We start from the raw sequence: 18,293 nt of genomic DNA, 5'->3' as shown, positions 1-18,293 counted from the left end.
CCTAGAAAACGACTCAACCCACCCACTTACGTGCGCTGGCAAACATACGGTACCACGCGCCGTTCTCACCCCACTCGGCCGGATGCCAACTGTTCTGCACCGTGCGGAACACCCGCTCCGGATGCGGCATCATGATGGTGAAGCGACCATCGGCGGTCGTCACACCGGTAATACCGGCGGGCGAGCCGTTCGGGTTGAGCGGATAGGTCTCGGTCGGACGGCCTTCCAGGTCGATATAGCGCAGCGCGATCGTCGCTTGGCTTTGTTCGCCGCTGGCAAACACCGCGCGCCCCTCGCCGTGACTGACCACCACCGGCAACTGACTACCCACCATGTCGCCGAGGAAGATCGACGGCGATTCCGGCACTTCCACCATGGCGAAACGCGCCTCGAACTGTTCGGAGGCATTGCGACGGAAGGTCGGCCAATGTTCGGCGCCCGGGATCATGCCGGCAAGATGCGACATCATCTGGCAACCGTTGCACACCCCTAGCGCAAACACGTCGCCGCGCGCGAAGAAAGCCTGGAACGCATCGCGCGCGCGGCTATTGAACAGAATGCTCTTGGCCCAGCCCTCGCCCGCGCCCAGCACGTCGCCGTAGCTGAAACCGCCGCAGGCGGCCAGCCCGTGGAAGTCCGCCAGCGAGACGCGACCGGACAGAATGTCGCTCATATGCACGTCGACCGCACCAAAACCGGCACGATCGAAGGCGGCGGCCATTTCGATCTGGCCGTTGACACCCTGCTCGCGCAAGATGGCGACGCGAGGACGCGCGCCGGTTTGCACGTAGGGAGCGGCCGGATCTTCATGCACATCGAAGCTCAGCTCGGCATACAAACCGCGCGACTTGCTATTGGACAACAGCAAATGCTCGCTGTCGGCACAGGCCGGATTATCGCGCAGGCGCTGCAGGCGATAGCTGGTTTCGGACCAGGCGCGCTGCAGGTCGGTACGGCTTTCATTCAACAGCTCTTGGCCACGATGCTTGACGATCAAGCGATCCTTGTTATTGATGCGACCGAGCACGAACAACTCGCGGCCGATACCGGCTTGCATGAAGCGCGAAATCACTTCGGCGGTGTTCGCCTTCTTGACCTGCAGCACGGCGCCCAACTCTTCGTTGAACAGCACGCGCATGATACGGCCGCGGGTAGCGGCTTCCGGCGTCGGCTGCACGAAGTCGTCGATATAGCGCTGCGTCTTGCGGCGCTCGATGACCAACTCCTGCAGGTCGATGGTCAAGCCGACACGACCGGAGAACATCATCTCCGATAGCGTGACGAACAAACCGCCATCGGATCGGTCGTGATAGGCCAGCAGCATGTCGTCGCGGATCAGCGACTGCACGGTATCGAAGAAGGACACCAGTTGTTGCGGACTTTCGACATCCGGCGAACGGCCGCGCATGTGCTTCCACACCTGGCCGTAGATCGAACCGCCAAGACGGCAGCGGCCATAACCCAAGTCGATCAGGATCAGGTCGGTATCCTTCTCGTCCTTGAGATCCGGCGTGACGGTCTTGTTCACATTCTCGACCGGGGCGAAGGCCGACACCACCAGCGACAACGGCGCGGTCACCGATTTTTGCGAGCCGTCCTGATCCTCCCAGACGGTCTTCATCGACAGCGAATCCTTGCCGACCGGAATCGACAACCCCATCTCGCACGCCAAGTGCGACACGCCCTCGACCGTGCGGTACAGGTTGGCATCCTCGCCGGCATGGCCGGCAGCGGCCATCCAGTTGGCCGACAACTTGATATTGGAGATTGCGCCGATGTGGGCGGCGGCGATATTGGTCAGCGCTTCGCCCACGGCCAGACGTCCGGAAGCCGGCGCATTAAACAGCGCCGCCGGCGGGCGCTCGCCCATGGCCATGGCTTCGCCGCGCAAGGTATTGAATCCCATCGTGGTCACGGCCACATCCGCCACCGGCACCTGCCAGCGCCCGACCATCTGGTCGCGCGCGGTCATACCGCCCACGGTTCGGTCGCCGATGGTAATCAGGAAGGATTTATCGGCCACGGTCGGGTGGCGCAGCACTCGGTATGCCGTTTCGCGCAGATCGAACAAAGCGGCATCGAAGACGTTGAATGCCAATTCGCGCGACACCGCTTCTCGCGTCATGCGCGGCGGCTTGCCCAGCAGCACTTCCATGGGCATATCGACCGGAAGGTTGCCGAAATGATCGTCGCGCACACGCAGGCGCCCGTCGTCGGTGGCGGTACCGACCACGGCGAACGGACAGCGCTCGCGCTCGGCCAAGGCGCGGAAGCGTTCGAGATCGCGCGGCTGGATCGCCAGCACGTATCGTTCCTGCGACTCGTTGGACCAGATCTGCATCGGCGTCATGCCGGTATCTTCCAGCGGCACCTGACGCAATTCGAAGGTCGCGCTACGCCCGGCATCGTTCACCAATTCGGGGAAGGCGTTCGACAGGCCGCCCGCACCGACATCGTGAATCGAAACGATCGGATTGGCTTCGCCCAACTGCCAGCAACGGTCGATCAGCTCCTGACAGCGGCGCTGCATTTCCGGATTGCCGCGCTGCACCGAGTCGAAATCCAGCGCTTCGTGGTTGGCACCGGTATCCATACTGGATGCCGCGCCACCCCCCAGACCGATCAACAGCCCAGGACCACCCAATTGAATCAACAATGCGCCTTCGGCAATGCGATCCTTCTTGATCTGCCGTCCCTGGATATTGCCCAGGCCGCCGGCGACCATGATCGGCTTGTGATAGCCGCGCATTTCGTCGTCGAACATTTCCTCGAAGGTACGGAAGTACCCGGCGAGGTTGGGCCGGCCGAACTCGTTATTGAAGGCGGCGGCACCGATCGGCCCGTCGAGCATGATCTCCAGCGCCGAGGCGATCCGTCCCGGTCGACCGTATTGCGGCCGATCCTTCTGATAATGCTCCCAAGGCTGAACAAAACCCGGAATATTGAGATTCGAAACCGCGAAGCCGCACAGGCCCGCTTTCGGACGCGAACCGCGCCCAGTGGCGCCCTCGTCGCGGATTTCGCCGCCGGAACCGGTAGAGGCGCCGGCGAACGGCGAAATCGCCGTCGGATGGTTATGGGTCTCGACCTTCATCAACAGATGGGTCGGCTCATCGTGGTAGCGATAGCCGTGCGTTTCCGGCTCCGGGTACAGGCGCTCGACCGTCGCGCCCTCGATGACCGAGGCATTGTCGCTATAAGCGACCAAGGTGCCTTCGGGGTGAGCGGCGTGAGTGTCGCGGATCATACCGAACAGCGATTTTTCGCAAGGCTGCCCGTCGACGATGAACTGGGCGTTGAAAATCTTGTGACGGCAGTGCTCGGAATTGGCTTGAGCGAACATCATCAATTCGACGTCGCTGGGATTACGCGCCAGACGGCGGAAGTTTTCCACCAGGTAATCGACCTCGTCGGCCGACAGCGCCAACCCCAGATCGACGTTGGCGCGCGCGAGCGCATCGCGTCCGCCGGTCAACACGTCCACTGTGGTCATCGGCTGCGCCGCGACATGAACGAACAGCCGCTCGGCCTGTTCGAAATCGCTCAACACCGTTTCGGTCATGCGGTCGTGCAGCAGGCCGGCGAGCGTAGTGCGTTGAGCAGGCGTCAGCGCAGTGGCCGAAGCGGCGCGGAAGGCGGTTGCGCGTTCGACGCGGCGCACCGAGGATAGCCCGCAATGCGTGACGATATCGGTGGCTTTGGATGCCCAGGGCGACAAGGTACCCAGCCGTGGCGTCACCAGGAATAGTTCACCGGCGGGCATAGCCTCGGGCGCCGGTTCGCCATAGGTCAGGATTCGGGCAAGCAATTCCTGGCCTGTGGCGTCGAGTGGCGCATCGCTCTCGACCAGATGCCAATACTCGGCAGACAGATTGATTTCAGGAAGACCGGCAGCTTGAGCCGCCGCAATGAGTTTTTCCAGACGGAACTGTGACAGGGCGACCCCACCCCGCAGCTTGATAATGTGAGCCATTCAGCACCCGCGACAAGTTTCAGGAAAGCGCGTCATAATACCAGCAAATATGCAGGCAGTTTAAGCTATCTGCTTAATACTGTCCGAGAGCAGGACATTCACTCCGCATTTATATAAATTTCGCACTGGAGTCCCCACATGAAAAAGATCGAAGCCATCATCAAGCCATTCAAACTGGACGAAGTCCGCGAAGCCTTGTCCGAGCTCGGCGTCAACGGGCTGACCGTCAGCGAAGTCAAGGGCTTCGGCCGCCAGAAGGGCCATACCGAACTCTATCGCGGTGCGGAGTATGCCGTGGACTTCCTGCCCAAGGTGAAGATTGAAGTCGTGTTGCCGGACGATCTGGTCGACCGGGCCATCGACTGCATCGTCGCCACCGCACGCACCGGCAAGATCGGCGACGGCAAGATTTTCGTCACACCGGTCGAACAAGTGGTGCGCATCCGCACGGGCGAAACCAACGAAAACGCGATTTAAGGATCGGCGCGCACAGCCGCCCATTCATCAGCAAAGGATGCGCCAGCCTGCCTAGCAATGCAATAAATATCATTTATTGCTAATAGATAAAAAACAACGCACACCCGAGGGTGTGCGTTGTTTTTTTCGATCGCGGAAATTATTGCCAGAACTTCCACCAAGGCATTTCTGTTTCCTTCCACGGCTGGCTCAGGTAGGCACTCTTGGGATAGTTAAGCGCCAATACTCGCTGCGCATCGTCATGCAACTTGGTCATGCCGAGGCGACCGTAGCCCTCCGACATCAGCGCCAACGACTCTTCGACGTAACGGGTATTGCCGTACTCCCGCAACACGGTTTGGGCACGGTTGACCGCCGCCACGTAGGCACCGCGCTTCATGTAATAGCGCGCCACATGCATCTGATACCCCCCCAGCGCATCCACCAGCTGGTTCATCTTCTTCAGCGCATCTTCGGCATACTTGCTGTTCGGGAAACGGCTGACCACTTCGTTGAATGCGGTAAAAGCCTCGCCCGACGCCTTGGGATCACGCTCGCTCATATCCTGGCCGCCCCACTTGCCGAACCAGCTATCGTCGTTATTCAGATAGACCAGCCCCTTGAGGTAATAGATGTAATCCAGGTTGGGGTGGGACGGATGCAGTTTGATGAATCGGTCGCACGCGGCCAGCGCCAGTTCGCTTTCGTGATCCTTGAAATAGGTGTAGGCGATGTCCATCTGCGCCTGTTGCGCATAGCGTCCGTAAGGGAAACGCGCTTCCAACGTTTCGTATAATTTCTCTGCGCGCGTATAATTACCGGAATCCAGCTCGGAACGGGCCTCCGTATACAGCTTGTCCACGGTCCAGCCGCGTGTCTCGTCATAGGTATCGGGCGTCGCACAGGCGGACAATCCCAGCACAACCAACATAGCTGCAACGTATCTTTTCATGACCGATCCTTATTTTGATTCCGAGGATTATAGCGACAACTCGGAAAACGAGGTATCCACCTCGCAAGAATTCGATGTATCCCAGTCGATGGCAGGCGAACGACTGGATGCCGCCCTGGCGAAACTGCTGACCGACTATTCGCGCAGCCGCCTGTCGCAATGGATCAAAGACGGTGCGGTACTGCTGGACGGCAAGCCCGCCACGCCGCGCACCCGCCTACAAGGCGGCGAGCACATCCGCGTCGAGATCCGTCCAAGCGAAGAGACGCTATCCTTCACTCCGGAGCCGATGGATCTGCCCATCGTCTACCAGGACGAGCACATCATCGTCATCAACAAACCGGCCGGTATGGTCGTTCACCCGGCGGCCGGCAACTGGACCGGCACCCTGCTCAACGGTCTGTTGCACCACGACCCGCAGCTGGCGCACGTGCCGCGCGCAGGTATCGTGCACCGGCTGGACAAGGAAACCAGCGGCCTGATGGTGGTGGCGCGTACCGTGCCGGCTCAGACCGAGCTGGTGCGCCAACTGCAGGCGCGCACCGTCACCCGCCTCTATCGCGCCATCGCCGACGGTCAGGTGCCGTGCGACGGCAAAATCGATGCCGCCATCGGCCGCGACCCGCACAACCGACTACGCATGGCGGTGGTGAAATTCGGCGGCAAGCCGGCCGTGACCCATTTGCGCGTCCTGGAACGCTACCCAAGCCACAGCTACATCGAATGCAAGCTGGAAACCGGCCGCACGCACCAGATTCGCGTACACCTACGCGAGGCGCGCCACCCGCTGGCCGGCGATCCGCTGTATGGCAATCCGCGCCACCCGATGCCCGAAGAGGTCGCCCTGGCGGTCAAGGCGCTTGGCCGTCAAGCGCTGCACGCCTGCCAACTGACGCTGACGCACCCGGCCAGCGGACAGGAAATGAGCTGGCGCGCGCGCATTCCCGATGACATGCGCAATCTGCTGGCGGCGCTCCGCGCCGAACGGCCGGGCACCGTCCAGACCGGCCACGACGAACTGGAGGATGGCGACTGGGACGATGACGACGACCACGACGTCGAGGTGCTCTATGTCCGCGACTGAGTGGCTGACCGCGGACTGGCCGGCACCCGAGCGGGTGCGCACACTGACCACCTCGCGCCAAGGCGGCGTCAGCCCGGCGCCGTTCGACAGCCTGAATTTGGGCGATCACGTCGGCGACGCACCGGAGAATGTCGCCGCCAACCGCGCGTTGGTCGCGCAGCACCTGCCGGCGGAGCCGACATGGCTTGTGCAGGTACACGGCAGCCGGGTCGTGGCCGCGGAGACGGTCGACTCGCTCACCGATGCCGATGCCAGCTTCACCCGTACAGCCAATGTCGTCTGCACCGTCATGACCGCGGACTGCTTGCCGATACTGCTGTGCGACCGAGCCGGCACGGTGGTCGGCGCGGCGCACGCCGGCTGGCGCGGCCTGTGCAACGGCGTCGTCGAGGCGACGGTGACGGCCATGCGGCAACCCGGCGCGCAGTTGATGGCTTGGCTCGGCCCGGCCATCGGCCCGGACGCCTTCGAGGTGGGAACCGAAGTGCGCGACGCCTTCATGGCGGCCGACCCACGGTCGGCTCAGGCATTCTCCATGATCGATGACGACAAATACCTGGCTGACATCTACCTATTGGCAAGACTACGACTTGCCGGACTCGGCATCGACGAAGTTTACGGCGGGGACTGCTGCACGGTAATCGAGCGCGGCCGTTTCTTCTCCTACCGGCGCGACGGGCGCACCGGCCGGATGGCCAGCATGATCTGGCTCGAAGATTGATATCCGACAGCGGCGACGGAATTCGAACATAAAGATTCATTCCCGTTTGCGAATAGGGTAAAATTTCGCCTTTTAGCCGCATCCGCCGCCGACATGTCCACAGAATTGAACCAACTTGCCGAGCAAGTGGCTCGCCGCCGCACTTTTGCCATCATCTCCCACCCCGACGCCGGTAAAACCACCCTGACCGAGAAACTGTTGTTGTTCTCGGGTGCGATTCAGCAAGCAGGCACGGTCAAGGGCAAGAAGACCGGGAAATTCGCCACATCCGACTGGATGGAGATCGAAAAGCAGCGCGGCATTTCCGTTGCCTCGTCCGTCATGCAGTTCGAGTACCGCGAGCACACGGTCAATTTGCTGGACACCCCCGGCCACCAGGACTTCTCGGAAGATACCTATCGCGTACTGACCGCGGTCGACTCGGCGCTCATGGTGATCGACGCCGCCAAGGGCGTGGAAGATCAGACCATCAAGCTGCTCAACGTTTGCCGACTGCGCAGCACGCCGATCGTCACTTTCATGAACAAGTACGACCGCGAAGTGCGCGATTCGCTGGAACTACTCGACGAAGTCGAGAACATTCTGAAAATCCGCTGTGCGCCGGTTACCTGGCCAATCGGCATGGGTAAGACCTTCCGCGGGGTTTACAGCCTGCTGTCGGATGAGGTCATCCTGTTCGAACCTGGTAGCGAAAAACTGCTGACCGACGTGGAGGTCATCCAGGGCATCGACAATCCGCGCCTGGACGAATTGTTCCCGCTGGAAATGGAACAACTGCGCATGGAGATCGAGCTGGTCAAGGGTGCTTCGAACGAATTCGACCTGCAAGCCTTCCTCGACGGCACATTGACGCCGGTATTCTTCGGCTCGGCAATCAACAACTTCGGCGTGCGCGAAATTCTCGATGCGCTGATCAACTGGGCGCCGGCACCGAGCGAACGCGACGCCACCGTGCGTAGCGTACACCCCGACGAGACGCCCTTCTCCGGCTTCGTATTCAAGATCCAGGCCAATATGGACCCCAAGCACCGCGACCGCATCGCCTTCCTGCGCGTGTGCTCGGGCCGTTTCGAGCGCGGCATGAAGATCAAGCACCTGCGTTTGAACCGCGACATCGCCGCCTCCAGCGTGGTCACCTTCATGGCCCATGCGCGCGAAACCGTCGAGGAAGCCTTCGCGGGCGACATCATCGGCATTCCGAACCACGGGAACATCCAGATCGGCGACAGCTTCTCCGAAGGCGAAGCACTGGCCTATACCGGCATCCCATTCTTCGCGCCGGAACTGTTCCGCACGGTGCGCATCAAGAACCCGCTCAAGCTCAAGCAACTGCACAAGGGCTTACAGCAACTGGGCGAGGAAGGCGCGGTGCAAGTGTTCAAGCCGCACAGCGGCGGCGATCTGATTCTGGGCGCCGTGGGCGTCCTGCAGTTCGAAGTCGTGGCCTCGCGCCTGGCGGCGGAATACGGGGTCGACGCGGTGTTCGACTCGACCAGCATCTGGAGCGCGCGCTGGGTCAGCTGCGCAGATCGCAAAAAACTGGAAGAATTCGAATCGGCGCTGGTGGGACAGATGTCGACCGATGCCGGCGGCAATCTGGCCTTCCTGGCCACCAGCCGCGTCAACCTGAATTTGACCCAAGAACGCTGGCCGGACATCGTGTTCCACGAGACCCGCGAACACGCCGTGAGACTGAACGACTGACAACTGAGAGAGGCGAAAATCGATACTGGCTTATAAATCGATTTTCGCCTAGAGCAAGGGCTCCAAACGTGCGACAATAACGAAAAATCGACAAGCCTGAACGCCATGAGCCGAACCCGCATCAAGACTTACGACCGCATCATTCAGGAAAGCCTGAAGCTCTTCAACGAGCAAGGCGAACGCAGCATCACCACCAACCACATCGCGGCGCACCTCGGCATCAGCCCGGGCAATCTGTACTATCACTTCCGCAACAAAGAAGAGATCGTCTACCAGATCTTTCTGCAGTATCGCGACTTCATCAACCAACGTCTGGCGGCGCCGAACAACCGCACCATGACCGTGGACGATCTGGTCAACTACCTGGATACCGCGTTCCAGGCGATGTGGCAGTTCCGCTTCATGTTCTACGACCTGCCCGGCCTGCTGGCACGCAATCCGCAGTTGCAGTCGGAGTACCACCAATTCGTCAATACCGACCTGCAGAATCTGCTGGCACGGCATTTCGAGGAATTCATCCGCCTCGGTCTATTGAAGATGGAGCAAGAAGATATCGGTCCGGTCGGCACCAATATCTGGCTGGTGGTCAAGTTCTGGTTCGCCTTCGAGCAGACTTCGCGTCCGAAGGCGCCGATCACCGAACTGTCGGGCTATCGCGGCGTACGCCAGGTACTGGCGCTACTCAAGCCATTTGTGCAGCCGCAGTTCGTCGCCGCCTACCAGATGCTGGCCGACCGCTACCCCTGCTAGACACGCATAGGCGCGGCTTTAGCCGCGATGGGCCACCGCAAGTAAATCGCGGCTGAGGCCGTTCCCACGGCCGCGTCTACGGACGCATGCGCGTCGCCAACGCCTCGGCGGCGCGCAACGAAAAGGCATACACCGACAACTGCGGATTGGCGCCGATACTGGTGGGAAACACCGAACCGTCGATCACGGTCAAGTTAGTCAACTGCCAATGCCGCCCCCATTGATCCACCACCCCGCTGCGGGCATCCGCCCCCATGGCGGCGCCACCCATCACGTGCGCACTGACCACCCGTGCCAACCCCGCCTTGAGCGGCAAGTCGCCGATCTGGCGGCGCGCCTCGGCCCAGCTCCGCGCCGGACGTGCCAATTCATGTACGGTCAGCACCGACTCGGCCCCTGCGGCGAACTGCAACTCGGCCATGGTCAGCCAACTGCGACGGATCGCATCCCACTCCACATCGCCCAACGGATAATCGAGCTGCGGCAGGCCATCGCGCCCAAGACGCACCGCGCCGCCCTGGCTCGCCGGATGAAAACCGTCGCGCGAGAGCGCCAGCATCACCTGCAAATGCGGCAAATCCCGCATCTGCGCCGCATGTGCCGCCCCGAAGCCGGATAAGGTCGCCGCCATGAGCAACGGATGAACCGGCGGCACCTCCAGTTTAAAACCCAACGGCCCATCGATCGGCTGGGTATGCATGAAATGATCGCTATACAGCGTTTGCGGCGCGCCGTCGAAAGCATCGATGCGTTGTTTGAAACGGGCGCCGGACAGCGCCACCGGGTGCAGGAAAGTGCGCCGGCCCAACAAACCGTGCGGATCGGGTGCCGCGCTACGCAACAACAGTGCAGGCGTGCCGATGGCGCCGGCCGACAACACCACCTGGCGTGCCTGGATAGTGACCGTCCGGCCGCTGGGCCGAATACCATCTCCTACCAATGCCAGGCAGCGCAGCGACGAGACCCGATCCGCTGCGGCATTGAACTGCAGCGACTCGACCCGCAACCGGGTCAGTAGGCGCGCACCGTGGGTCAGCGCCGCCGGAATGGTGGTCACCAACATCGACTGCTTGGCGTTGGTGGCGCAGCCCATGCCGCAGTAGCCGAGGTTCCAGCAGCCGCGCACATTGCGCCGGATCTGACCGTAAGGAATCCCCAAGGCGCGGCAGCCACGACCCAGCGCTTGATTGTTGGCATTGGGCTCGACCAACCAATCGGCTACGCCGAGCCGGGTTTCCGCCCGCTCGAACCATGGCGCAAGCGTCGCCTCGGTCAGCGTGTGCAAGCCCAGCTGCTCGCGCCACCAAGCCAAGGTCGATACCGGCGTGCGAAACGACGAAGTCCAGTTGACGGTGGTTCCGCCGCCGACCGTTCGCCCCTGCAGAATGGTGATGCCGCGGTCGGCTGTCTTACGCGCCGCCGCTTCTTGATAAAGCGTCGGATAGGCCTCGCGCTCCAACAAATGGAAGTCGCGCGAGCTTTTCAATCCGCCCTCCTCGATCAGCACCACAGAGAAACCGTGCTCGGCCAACACCTCGGCCGCCATGCCGCCACCGGCGCCGCTACCGACGATCGCCACATCGGCTTGCAAGGTCAGATCCTCTGTCAGCTCGGCACCGTCGGTCACCTGCCAGCCCTGGCTCAACCCCGTCTCCCAAGGGTCGGGGATCGCCATTTTGATCGCCGTCATCGCAATAGCCCCACAATGCGCGCCGGCCGCTGATAGCCCATGCCAGGCCAGCTGATCGGATCACCATACCAGGCGGCATTGATCAGTGCATGCAGCGCCTGATAGCCCGTGCGCAGCAGCTGCCAGCGACTGAGTTGCCATGCCTGCAAAAAATGGGCGATATCGGCCGGATCGGCCCGATGCCACGGCTCGACGACGCCCGCGACATAGCGTCGCCCCCAGCGATTGGCCAACAAATCGAACAACTGACGCAACTCGCGCTGCAGTGCCAAAGGCAGTGCGGCAATCGCTTGATCGACGCCGCGCACCACCAACGGCGCATCCAACCCCTCCACCGCCAACATCACCGGTGCCACCACGCTCAGCAGCATGGCATCGTGCGCGGTCAGGAACGCCATCGGCCACGGCAAGGCCGCCACCAGATCGCCGTCGGGTCGCGCCCACCAACCGGCCCCGGCAATCAGCACCCCGCCAAGCAGCCCGGTTTTGATCAATTGCCGACGTGTCAGCATGCTAACGCACCATCATTTTCATCAGCCAGCGCGCCAGTGCGCCATATGGCGGCAGCAGAAACCCACGGGTATTCAGTCGCGGCTGGCGGTAGATCGGCTTGAGCTTGGAGAACGACAGAAAGCCTTCGTAGCCGTGGTAATGCCCCATGCCAGATGCGCCGACCCCGCCGAACGGCAAATCGTCCTGAATCACATGCAACATGGTTTCATTGATCACCACCCCGCCGGAGACGGTCCGCTGCAGCACCGTCTCCTGCACGCGGGCATCGTCGCTGAACAGGTACAGCGCCAACGGCCGCGGGCGCTGATTGATGTAATCGATAGCCTGCGCCAGATCGTCGTATTCGACGATCGGTAACACCGGCCCGAACAATTCCTCCCGCATAAGCTGCGTTTCGTCCGGGCATTGCCAGACCAAGGTCAATGGCACCTTGCGCACCGACGCCAGCGACTCGGCACGCGGGTTGACCGCCAGCACCTGCGCACCGGCGGCGCGCGCCTCTTCGACCCAGCCAAGCAGTCGTTCATAGTGACGTTGATTGACGATCGCGCTGTAATCGGCGTTTTCCGCCAAATGCGGATAGAGTTTCGCGGCGGCGGCGCTCAACGCCTCGATCAATGTCTGGCGCTGTCGGCGCGGCACCAGCACATAGTCCGGCGCCACGCAGGTCTGGCCGGCGTTAAGCAGCTTACCGCCCACAATGGACTTCGCCGCGCGCGCCAAGTCGGCATCCGGCGCCACCAGCACCGGCGACTTGCCGCCCAACTCCAGCGTCACCGGCGTCAAATTATCGGCCGCCGCGCGCATCACTTGGCGCCCGACCGGCGTCGAGCCGGTAAACAGCAGATGATCGAAAGGCAACTTACAGAAGTGTTGTGCCAACTCGACCGGCCCATTGAAAACCCGAACCACATCGCGCCCCAGCGCCTGCTCCAGGCACTCGGCCAGCAACGCGCCGGTACGCGGCGTGAATTCGGACATCTTGATCATGGCGCGATTGCCGGCGGCCAAGGCCGAAACCAACGGCCCAATCGCCAGGAACAAGGGATAATTCCAGGGTACGACAATACCGACGACACCCAGGGGCTGAGGTAGCACGCGATTGCGCCCCGGGCGGAACCAGATGGAAACGCCACGCCGCTGCGGCCGCATCCAACGTTTCAAGCGGCTCCTTGCATGTCGAATACCCTCCAACGAGGGGAATAGCTCGGCCAGCTGGGTTTCCATCGGACTACGATGACCGAAGTCCGCGCTGATGGCATCGGCAATGGCGTCCTGGCGCGCCAGCAGCATGTCGGCCAAACGAGCCAGGCGTTGGCGACGTTCGTCCAACGTCGGCCACGGCGCCTCGCGGCTGGCTTGCCGTAGCTCGGCGAATGCCGCCTCCAGTGGCTCGCCCAGCAATACCGGTTCGGCAAGCGGATTCCCCATGATCTCTCCTCACTAATGATAACGGACCACGAATCGAACGATCGTTTAGAGCCCGGGCTCTAGACAGAATAGCATCGTCGAAATTACCCTGTCATCAGAAAAGACCGGCTTCTCCAACGGGAAATAATAAATTGACCGCCGGTCGTATTATTTTTACCACGCTATTGCTCAGTCCTGCGGACAGTACAGCCCGTGCTTTATCGTGCTATAAATCATGATTCGACACTTTTTATTCGCCTGACATAAAATGCCTTATATCAAGCTGGCGATTTTGGCCGCCTTTGCACTTGCCACCGTCTACATCCACTTCCGCGGTCGAGTGCGGCTGGACTTCTGGCGCCAACTGAGCGACCACTCCACCTTCATGGCGCCCATCAACTGTTTCCTTTATCTGTTCGCGCGCGCGCCAGCCAAGCCATACCTGCCGGCCAGCAACTTTCCCGAATTGGCCACACTCACCGCCGACTGGCAGCGCATTCGCGACGAAGCCATCCAGCTCTACGGGATGGGCGACATCAAAGCATCCAATCGCTACGACGATGTCGGCTTCAACTCGTTTTTCAAATCGGGCTGGAAGCGCTTTTATCTGAAGTGGTACGGCGAGCCGCACCCATCGGCAACCTTGCTGTGCCCTTACACCACGGCGCTGCTGCAGCAGTTTCCCAATATCAAAGCGGCCATGTTCGCGTCGCTGCCACCCGGTAGCCGGCTGGTGCTGCATCGCGACCCCTTTGCCGGCTCGGTACGTTACCACCTGGGACTGGTCACACCCAACCACGACGACTGCTATATCGAAGTCGATGGCGAGCGCTACAGCTGGCGCGACGGCCAAGCGGTGTTATTCGACGAAACCTATCTGCACTATGCCGAAAACGCGACCGACCTGCCGCGCATCATCCTATTCTGCGATGTCGAACGACCGATGTGGTTCGCACCGGCAGCCTGGGTCAACCGCCTGCTCAGCCGGCTACTGCTCGCCGCCGCCAGCGCCCCCAACAACGATGGCGACCGGGTCGGCGGCCTCAATCGCGCCTTCCATTACGTCCAACAGGTGCGCCTGCTTGGCAAACGCATCAAGGCCCGCAACCGCCTGACCTACTACGTGCTCAAATGGCTGATCCTGGCCGGACCGATTGTGCTGTGGCTTTGTTGGGATGCGCTCTGAGGCAAGACGGCCGACATCCACGATCGCGGCTAAAGCCGCTCCCACAAGAAAAACCCCGCCGAACGCGAGTTCGGCGGGGTTTCGACTTTCTTATGCGACAAGGATTACAGGATTTCCAGGATCCCCGCAGCGCCCATGCCGGTACCGATACACATGGTCACCATACCGTAGCCGCTCATACCCTTGTTGCGCATACCGTGCAGCACGGTGGCGGTACGGATCGCGCCGGTCGCACCCAGAGGGTGGCCCAAGGCGATGGCGCCGCCATGCGGGTTGACGATCGAGGTATCGAGCTCCAGATCGCGGATCACCGCCAGCGCTTGCGCGGCGAAGGCTTCGTTCAGCTCGATCCATTTCAGATCGTTCTGGCCGATGCCGGCTTGGCGGCAAGCCAGCGGAATCGCTTCCTTCGGACCGATACCCATGATGGCCGGCGGAACCCCCTTGACCGAGAAGGTCACGTAGCGAGCCAACGGCGTCAGGTTGAACTGCTTGAGGATCTTTTCGGAGACCAGCACCACGGCGCCGGCGCCGTCGGACATCTGCGAGCTGTTGCCGGCAGTGACCGAACCCTTGGCGTCGAACACCGTCTTGAGCTTGGCCAGACCTTCCAGCGTGGTATCGGCACGCGGACCCTCGTCGGTATCGAGCAGCTTCTTGCTGATCTGCACTTCACCGGTTTCCAGATTCGGGCGGCGATAGGTGGCTTCAAACGGCGTGATTTCCGACTTGAAGGCACCGGACTGGATCGCCGCCAAGGCGCGACGGTGCGACTCGACGGCGAAGGCGTCCTGATCTTCGCGCGAGACACCCCACTGCTGCGCCACCTTCTCGGCGGTCAGGCCCATGCCGTAGGCAATGGCGTAATTCTCGTCCTTGGCGAAAATTTCCGGGTTCAGGGCGATTTTATTGCCCATCATCGGCACCATGGACATCGACTCGGCGCCACCGGCGATCACCACGTCGGCCTCGCCCAAACGGATACGGTCGGCCGCCATCTGCACGGCATTGATGCCCGACGAGCAGTAGCGATTGATGGTCACGCCGCCGACGGTGTCCGGCAGGCCGGCCAACAACACGCCGATACGCGCCATATTCAGACCCTGCTCGGCTTCCGGGAAGGCGCAACCGACCACGGCGTCCGAAATCAGACTGGTATCGAGCGACGGCACTTGAGCCAGCGCGCCGCGGATGACGTGCGCCAGCAAATCGTCCGGGCGCACATTGCGCAGCATACCGCGCGGGGCCTTGCCCACCGGGGTTCGGGTCGCGGCGACGATATAGGCTTCTTGAACTTGCTTAACCATGATTCTTTATCTCCCTCAATTACGCAGCGGCTTGCCGGTGGTCAGCATATTGGCAATACGATCCTGGGTTTTGCTGTTCTTCAGCAAGGTCATGAAGGCCTTGCGTTCCAGATCCAGAATCCACTGCTCGTCGACCTCGGTGCCCGCATCCACATCGCCGCCGGTCATCACATCGGCGATGAGCCCGGAGATGAAGAAGTCGTGCTGGCTGATGAAACGCCCTTCGAGCATGTTCACCAGTTGGCCCTTGATCGATGCTGCACCGGTACGGCCGGCAACCGGGAAAGACTTGACCTTCAGCGGCGGACGATAGCCGGATTCGGCCATGGCCAGTGCCTGTTGCTTGGCGACGTACAGCAGTTCATAGGCGTTGAACACCACCACGTCGGTCGGTCGGAAGTAACCGATTTCCTGGGTCTCGATCGCGCTGGTGCCGACCTTGGCCATAGCGACCGTCATGAAGGAGTCCTTGAGCGCGGCCAGAATATCGCCGCCCTTGGCCTGTTGCGAGGCACGCAATGCGAACTCCTTGCAGCCGCCGCCGCCCGGCAGCAGGCCGACGCCCACTTCCACCAGGCCGACGTAGGACTCCAACGCGGCGACCACGCGGTCGACGTGCATGGCGAACTCGCAGCCGCCGCCGAAGACGTAACCTTGCGTCGCGGCCACGGTCGGGATCTGGCTGTAGCGCAGGCGCATCGAGGTGTCCTGGAAGCGGCGCACCATGCTCTCGATACTATCCCAATCGCCCATCATGAAAGCCGGCATCATCGACTGCAGGTCGGCGCCGACCGAGAACGGTTCTTCGGTCTGCCAAATCACCAGAGCCTTGAAACGTGCTTCGGCAATATCCAGTGCGGCATTGACGCCTTCGAGCACGTCCGGTCCGATGGCATGGGCCTTGCTCTTGAACGACACCACCAACACGTCGTCGCCGGTGGTGAAGGCGCGCACGCCGTCGTTCTCGAACACGGTTTCGCCCAGCGGGGCATTCTGTTCGCCCAATACACGCGCCGGTGCCAGTTGACGGCTGTAGACATCGAGGCTGGAACGGCCAACCAGACGATTGCCGGCGGCGTCATAGGAACCGTCGACGAAGTGCACGCCGCTACGATCGGTGGCCAATGCCCATGCCGGCAACGCGGCGGATGACAGCGCACGACCAGCCTGGATGTCTTCGTTGATCCAGCCGGCAACCTGCTGCCAACCGGCCGATTGCCAAGTCTCGAACGGACCGACGCTCCAACCGAAGCCCCAGCGAATGGCGAAATCGACGTCGCGCGCCGAATGGCCGATGTCGGCCAGGTGCACGGCGATGTAATGGAATACGTCGCGGAAGCAAGCCCACAGGAATTGCGCCTGCGGATGCTGACTTTCGCGCAAAGCCTTGAATTTGGCTGCAGGATCCGGGTTCTTGAGGATGTCCTTGACCGCGTCGTCGCCCTTCTCGCCCGAGCCGACGTATTCGCCGCTCTTCGGGTCGAGGACAAACATCTGCTTGCCTTCCTTCTTATAGATGCCGACCTTGGTCTTGGCGCCCAAGGCGCCTGCGGCGATCAGCTTCTGCAGCCACTCCGGCGACTTGAACAAGCCATGCCACGGGTCGTTCGGCAGGGTGTCCTGCATGGTCTTGACCACGTGCGAGAATGTGTCGAGCCCCACCACGTCGGCGGTGCGGAAGGTGGCGGACTTGGGGCGTCCCAGGCGCGGTCCGGTCAAATCGTCGACCACGTCGAAGCGAATGCCGAATTTCTCGGCATTGGCAATGGTCGCCAGCATCGAGAACACGCCGATGCGGTTGGCGACGAAGTTGGGCGTATCCTTGGCACGGATCACGCCCTTGCCGAGCGTGGTCACCAGGAAGCGTTCCAGGTTATCCAGCATGCCGGCGTCGGAGCCGCGGCAAGGAATGATTTCCACCAAGTGCATATAGCGCGGCGGATTGAAGAAATGCACGCCGCAGAAACGCGGCTTCAGGCTTTCCGGCAGGCTGTCGGCCAGGGTGTTGATCGACAGACCGGAGGTATTGGTGACGAAAATGCTGTTTTCGCCCAGGTGCGGGGCCACTTTGCGATACAGATCGGCCTTCCAGTCCATGCGCTCGGCGATGGCTTCGATGACCAGGTCGCAATCCTTCAGCAGCGACAGGTGATCGTCGTAGTTGGCCGGCGTGATGGCGCCGATGGCATCCTTGCCCGCCAGCGGCGACGGTTTTTGCTTCTTGAGCGCCTCGATCGCTTTGAGCGCGATGGCATTCTTGTCGCCGGTCGTGGCCGGCAGGTCGAACAGCACGGTCGGCACGCGGGCGTTGGCCAGATGAGCGGCGATCTGCGCCCCCATCACACCGGCGCCGAGCACCGCCACCTTACGCACGATGAATTTGGTTTGAGACATGGTTTCCTCGTTGATTGAATACTCATGTTTGAGTCACGGTGTATCTTCCGCCTGGAACGACGGAACCCACCGCCTCTCGGTCGGGCCCCTCAACCCTACCGTTACTGCCGACGGGCGGCGCCTGTTACGGCACCGCCCGCCACCACGCCTCTA

13 protein-coding genes are annotated in these 18,293 nt (G+C 61.7%); 6 read left to right on the top strand and 7 right to left on the bottom strand.

Features of this window, described 5'->3' with window-relative positions; translation table 11 throughout:
• Positions 1 to 13: 13 nt before the first annotated feature.
• Positions 14 to 3,973 (bottom strand): phosphoribosylformylglycinamidine synthase, encoded by a 3,960-nt coding sequence (gene purL, locus DFP86_RS16510; RefSeq protein ID WP_133683293.1) that lies wholly within the window; start codon positions 3,971 to 3,973, stop codon positions 14 to 16.
• A gap of 138 nt (positions 3,974 to 4,111) precedes the next feature.
• On the opposite strand from purL, the gene DFP86_RS16505 reads away from it, so the two are divergent.
• Positions 4,112 to 4,450 (top strand): P-II family nitrogen regulator, encoded by a 339-nt coding sequence (locus DFP86_RS16505; protein WP_133683291.1) that lies wholly within the window; start codon positions 4,112 to 4,114, stop codon positions 4,448 to 4,450.
• 139 nt (positions 4,451 to 4,589) lie between these two features.
• On the opposite strand, the gene DFP86_RS16500 is transcribed toward DFP86_RS16505, so the two are convergent.
• Positions 4,590 to 5,381 (bottom strand): outer membrane protein assembly factor BamD, encoded by a 792-nt coding sequence (locus tag DFP86_RS16500; RefSeq protein WP_133683289.1) that lies wholly within the window; start codon positions 5,379 to 5,381, stop codon positions 4,590 to 4,592.
• On the opposite strand from DFP86_RS16500, the gene rluD reads away from it, so the two are divergent.
• From rluD to DFP86_RS16480, 4 genes are all read left to right on the top strand, one after another.
• Complete coding sequence (gene rluD / locus DFP86_RS16495; RefSeq protein ID WP_133683287.1) at positions 5,380 to 6,465, top strand: 23S rRNA pseudouridine(1911/1915/1917) synthase RluD; 1,086 nt, start codon at positions 5,380 to 5,382, stop codon at positions 6,463 to 6,465. The genes DFP86_RS16500 and rluD overlap by 2 nt on opposite strands.
• On the top strand, positions 6,422 to 7,186 hold the full coding sequence (gene pgeF / locus DFP86_RS16490) for a peptidoglycan editing factor PgeF (RefSeq protein ID WP_424991637.1): 765 nt from the start codon (positions 6,422 to 6,424) through the stop codon (positions 7,184 to 7,186). Before rluD ends, pgeF begins: the two co-directional genes overlap by 44 nt.
• 93 nt (positions 7,187 to 7,279) lie before the next feature.
• Positions 7,280 to 8,890: a peptide chain release factor 3 gene (locus DFP86_RS16485; RefSeq protein WP_133683283.1), complete on the top strand. Its 1,611-nt coding sequence runs from the start codon at positions 7,280 to 7,282 to the stop codon at positions 8,888 to 8,890.
• 105 nt (positions 8,891 to 8,995) lie between these two features.
• A complete protein-coding gene (locus DFP86_RS16480) occupies positions 8,996 to 9,640 on the top strand; it encodes a TetR/AcrR family transcriptional regulator (RefSeq protein WP_133683272.1) in 645 nt (214 codons plus the stop codon).
• Positions 9,641 to 9,716: 76 nt separating this feature from the next.
• On the opposite strand, the gene DFP86_RS16475 is transcribed toward DFP86_RS16480, so the two are convergent.
• From DFP86_RS16475 to DFP86_RS16465, 3 genes are read right to left on the bottom strand one after another with little or no spacing between them, the layout of a single operon-like run.
• Complete coding sequence (locus DFP86_RS16475; protein WP_133683270.1) at positions 9,717 to 11,330, bottom strand: GMC family oxidoreductase; 1,614 nt, start codon at positions 11,328 to 11,330, stop codon at positions 9,717 to 9,719.
• The gene (locus tag DFP86_RS16470) at positions 11,327 to 11,842 is read right to left on the bottom strand and encodes a hypothetical protein (protein WP_133683268.1); all 516 of its coding nucleotides are present in this window, start codon (positions 11,840 to 11,842) and stop codon (positions 11,327 to 11,329) included. The genes DFP86_RS16475 and DFP86_RS16470 overlap by 4 nt, the downstream gene beginning before the upstream one ends.
• Position 11,843: 1 nt before the next feature.
• Entirely contained in the window at positions 11,844 to 13,274 is a 1,431-nt protein-coding gene (locus DFP86_RS16465) for a coniferyl aldehyde dehydrogenase (RefSeq protein ID WP_133683267.1), read from the bottom strand.
• Positions 13,275 to 13,521: 247 nt separating this feature from the next.
• Between DFP86_RS16465 and DFP86_RS16460 the strand changes: the two genes are divergently transcribed.
• A complete protein-coding gene (locus DFP86_RS16460) occupies positions 13,522 to 14,439 on the top strand; it encodes an aspartyl/asparaginyl beta-hydroxylase domain-containing protein (protein ID WP_133683265.1) in 918 nt (305 codons plus the stop codon).
• 104 nt (positions 14,440 to 14,543) lie between these two features.
• Here DFP86_RS16460 and DFP86_RS16455 read toward each other — a convergent pair whose 3' ends face one another.
• Together DFP86_RS16455 and DFP86_RS16450 are read right to left on the bottom strand one after the other, a co-directional pair.
• Positions 14,544 to 15,746: an acetyl-CoA C-acyltransferase gene (locus DFP86_RS16455; RefSeq protein ID WP_133683263.1), complete on the bottom strand. Its 1,203-nt coding sequence runs from the start codon at positions 15,744 to 15,746 to the stop codon at positions 14,544 to 14,546.
• A 15-nt stretch (positions 15,747 to 15,761) separates the two neighbouring features.
• Positions 15,762 to 18,140 carry a 3-hydroxyacyl-CoA dehydrogenase/enoyl-CoA hydratase family protein gene (locus DFP86_RS16450; RefSeq protein ID WP_133683261.1) on the bottom strand — a complete coding sequence of 793 codons (2,379 nt, stop codon included), beginning with the start codon at positions 18,138 to 18,140 and terminating at the stop codon, positions 15,762 to 15,764.
• Between the last annotated feature and the right edge of the window lie 153 nt (positions 18,141 to 18,293).

Origin of the sequence: Paludibacterium purpuratum, assembly GCF_004363805.1 — a bacterium.
GTDB classification, from domain to species: Bacteria; Pseudomonadota; Gammaproteobacteria; order Burkholderiales; family Chromobacteriaceae; genus Paludibacterium; species Paludibacterium purpuratum.
Note: the sequence above shows the minus strand (reverse complement) of the source record. Positions and strands in the feature narration are given on the sequence as shown.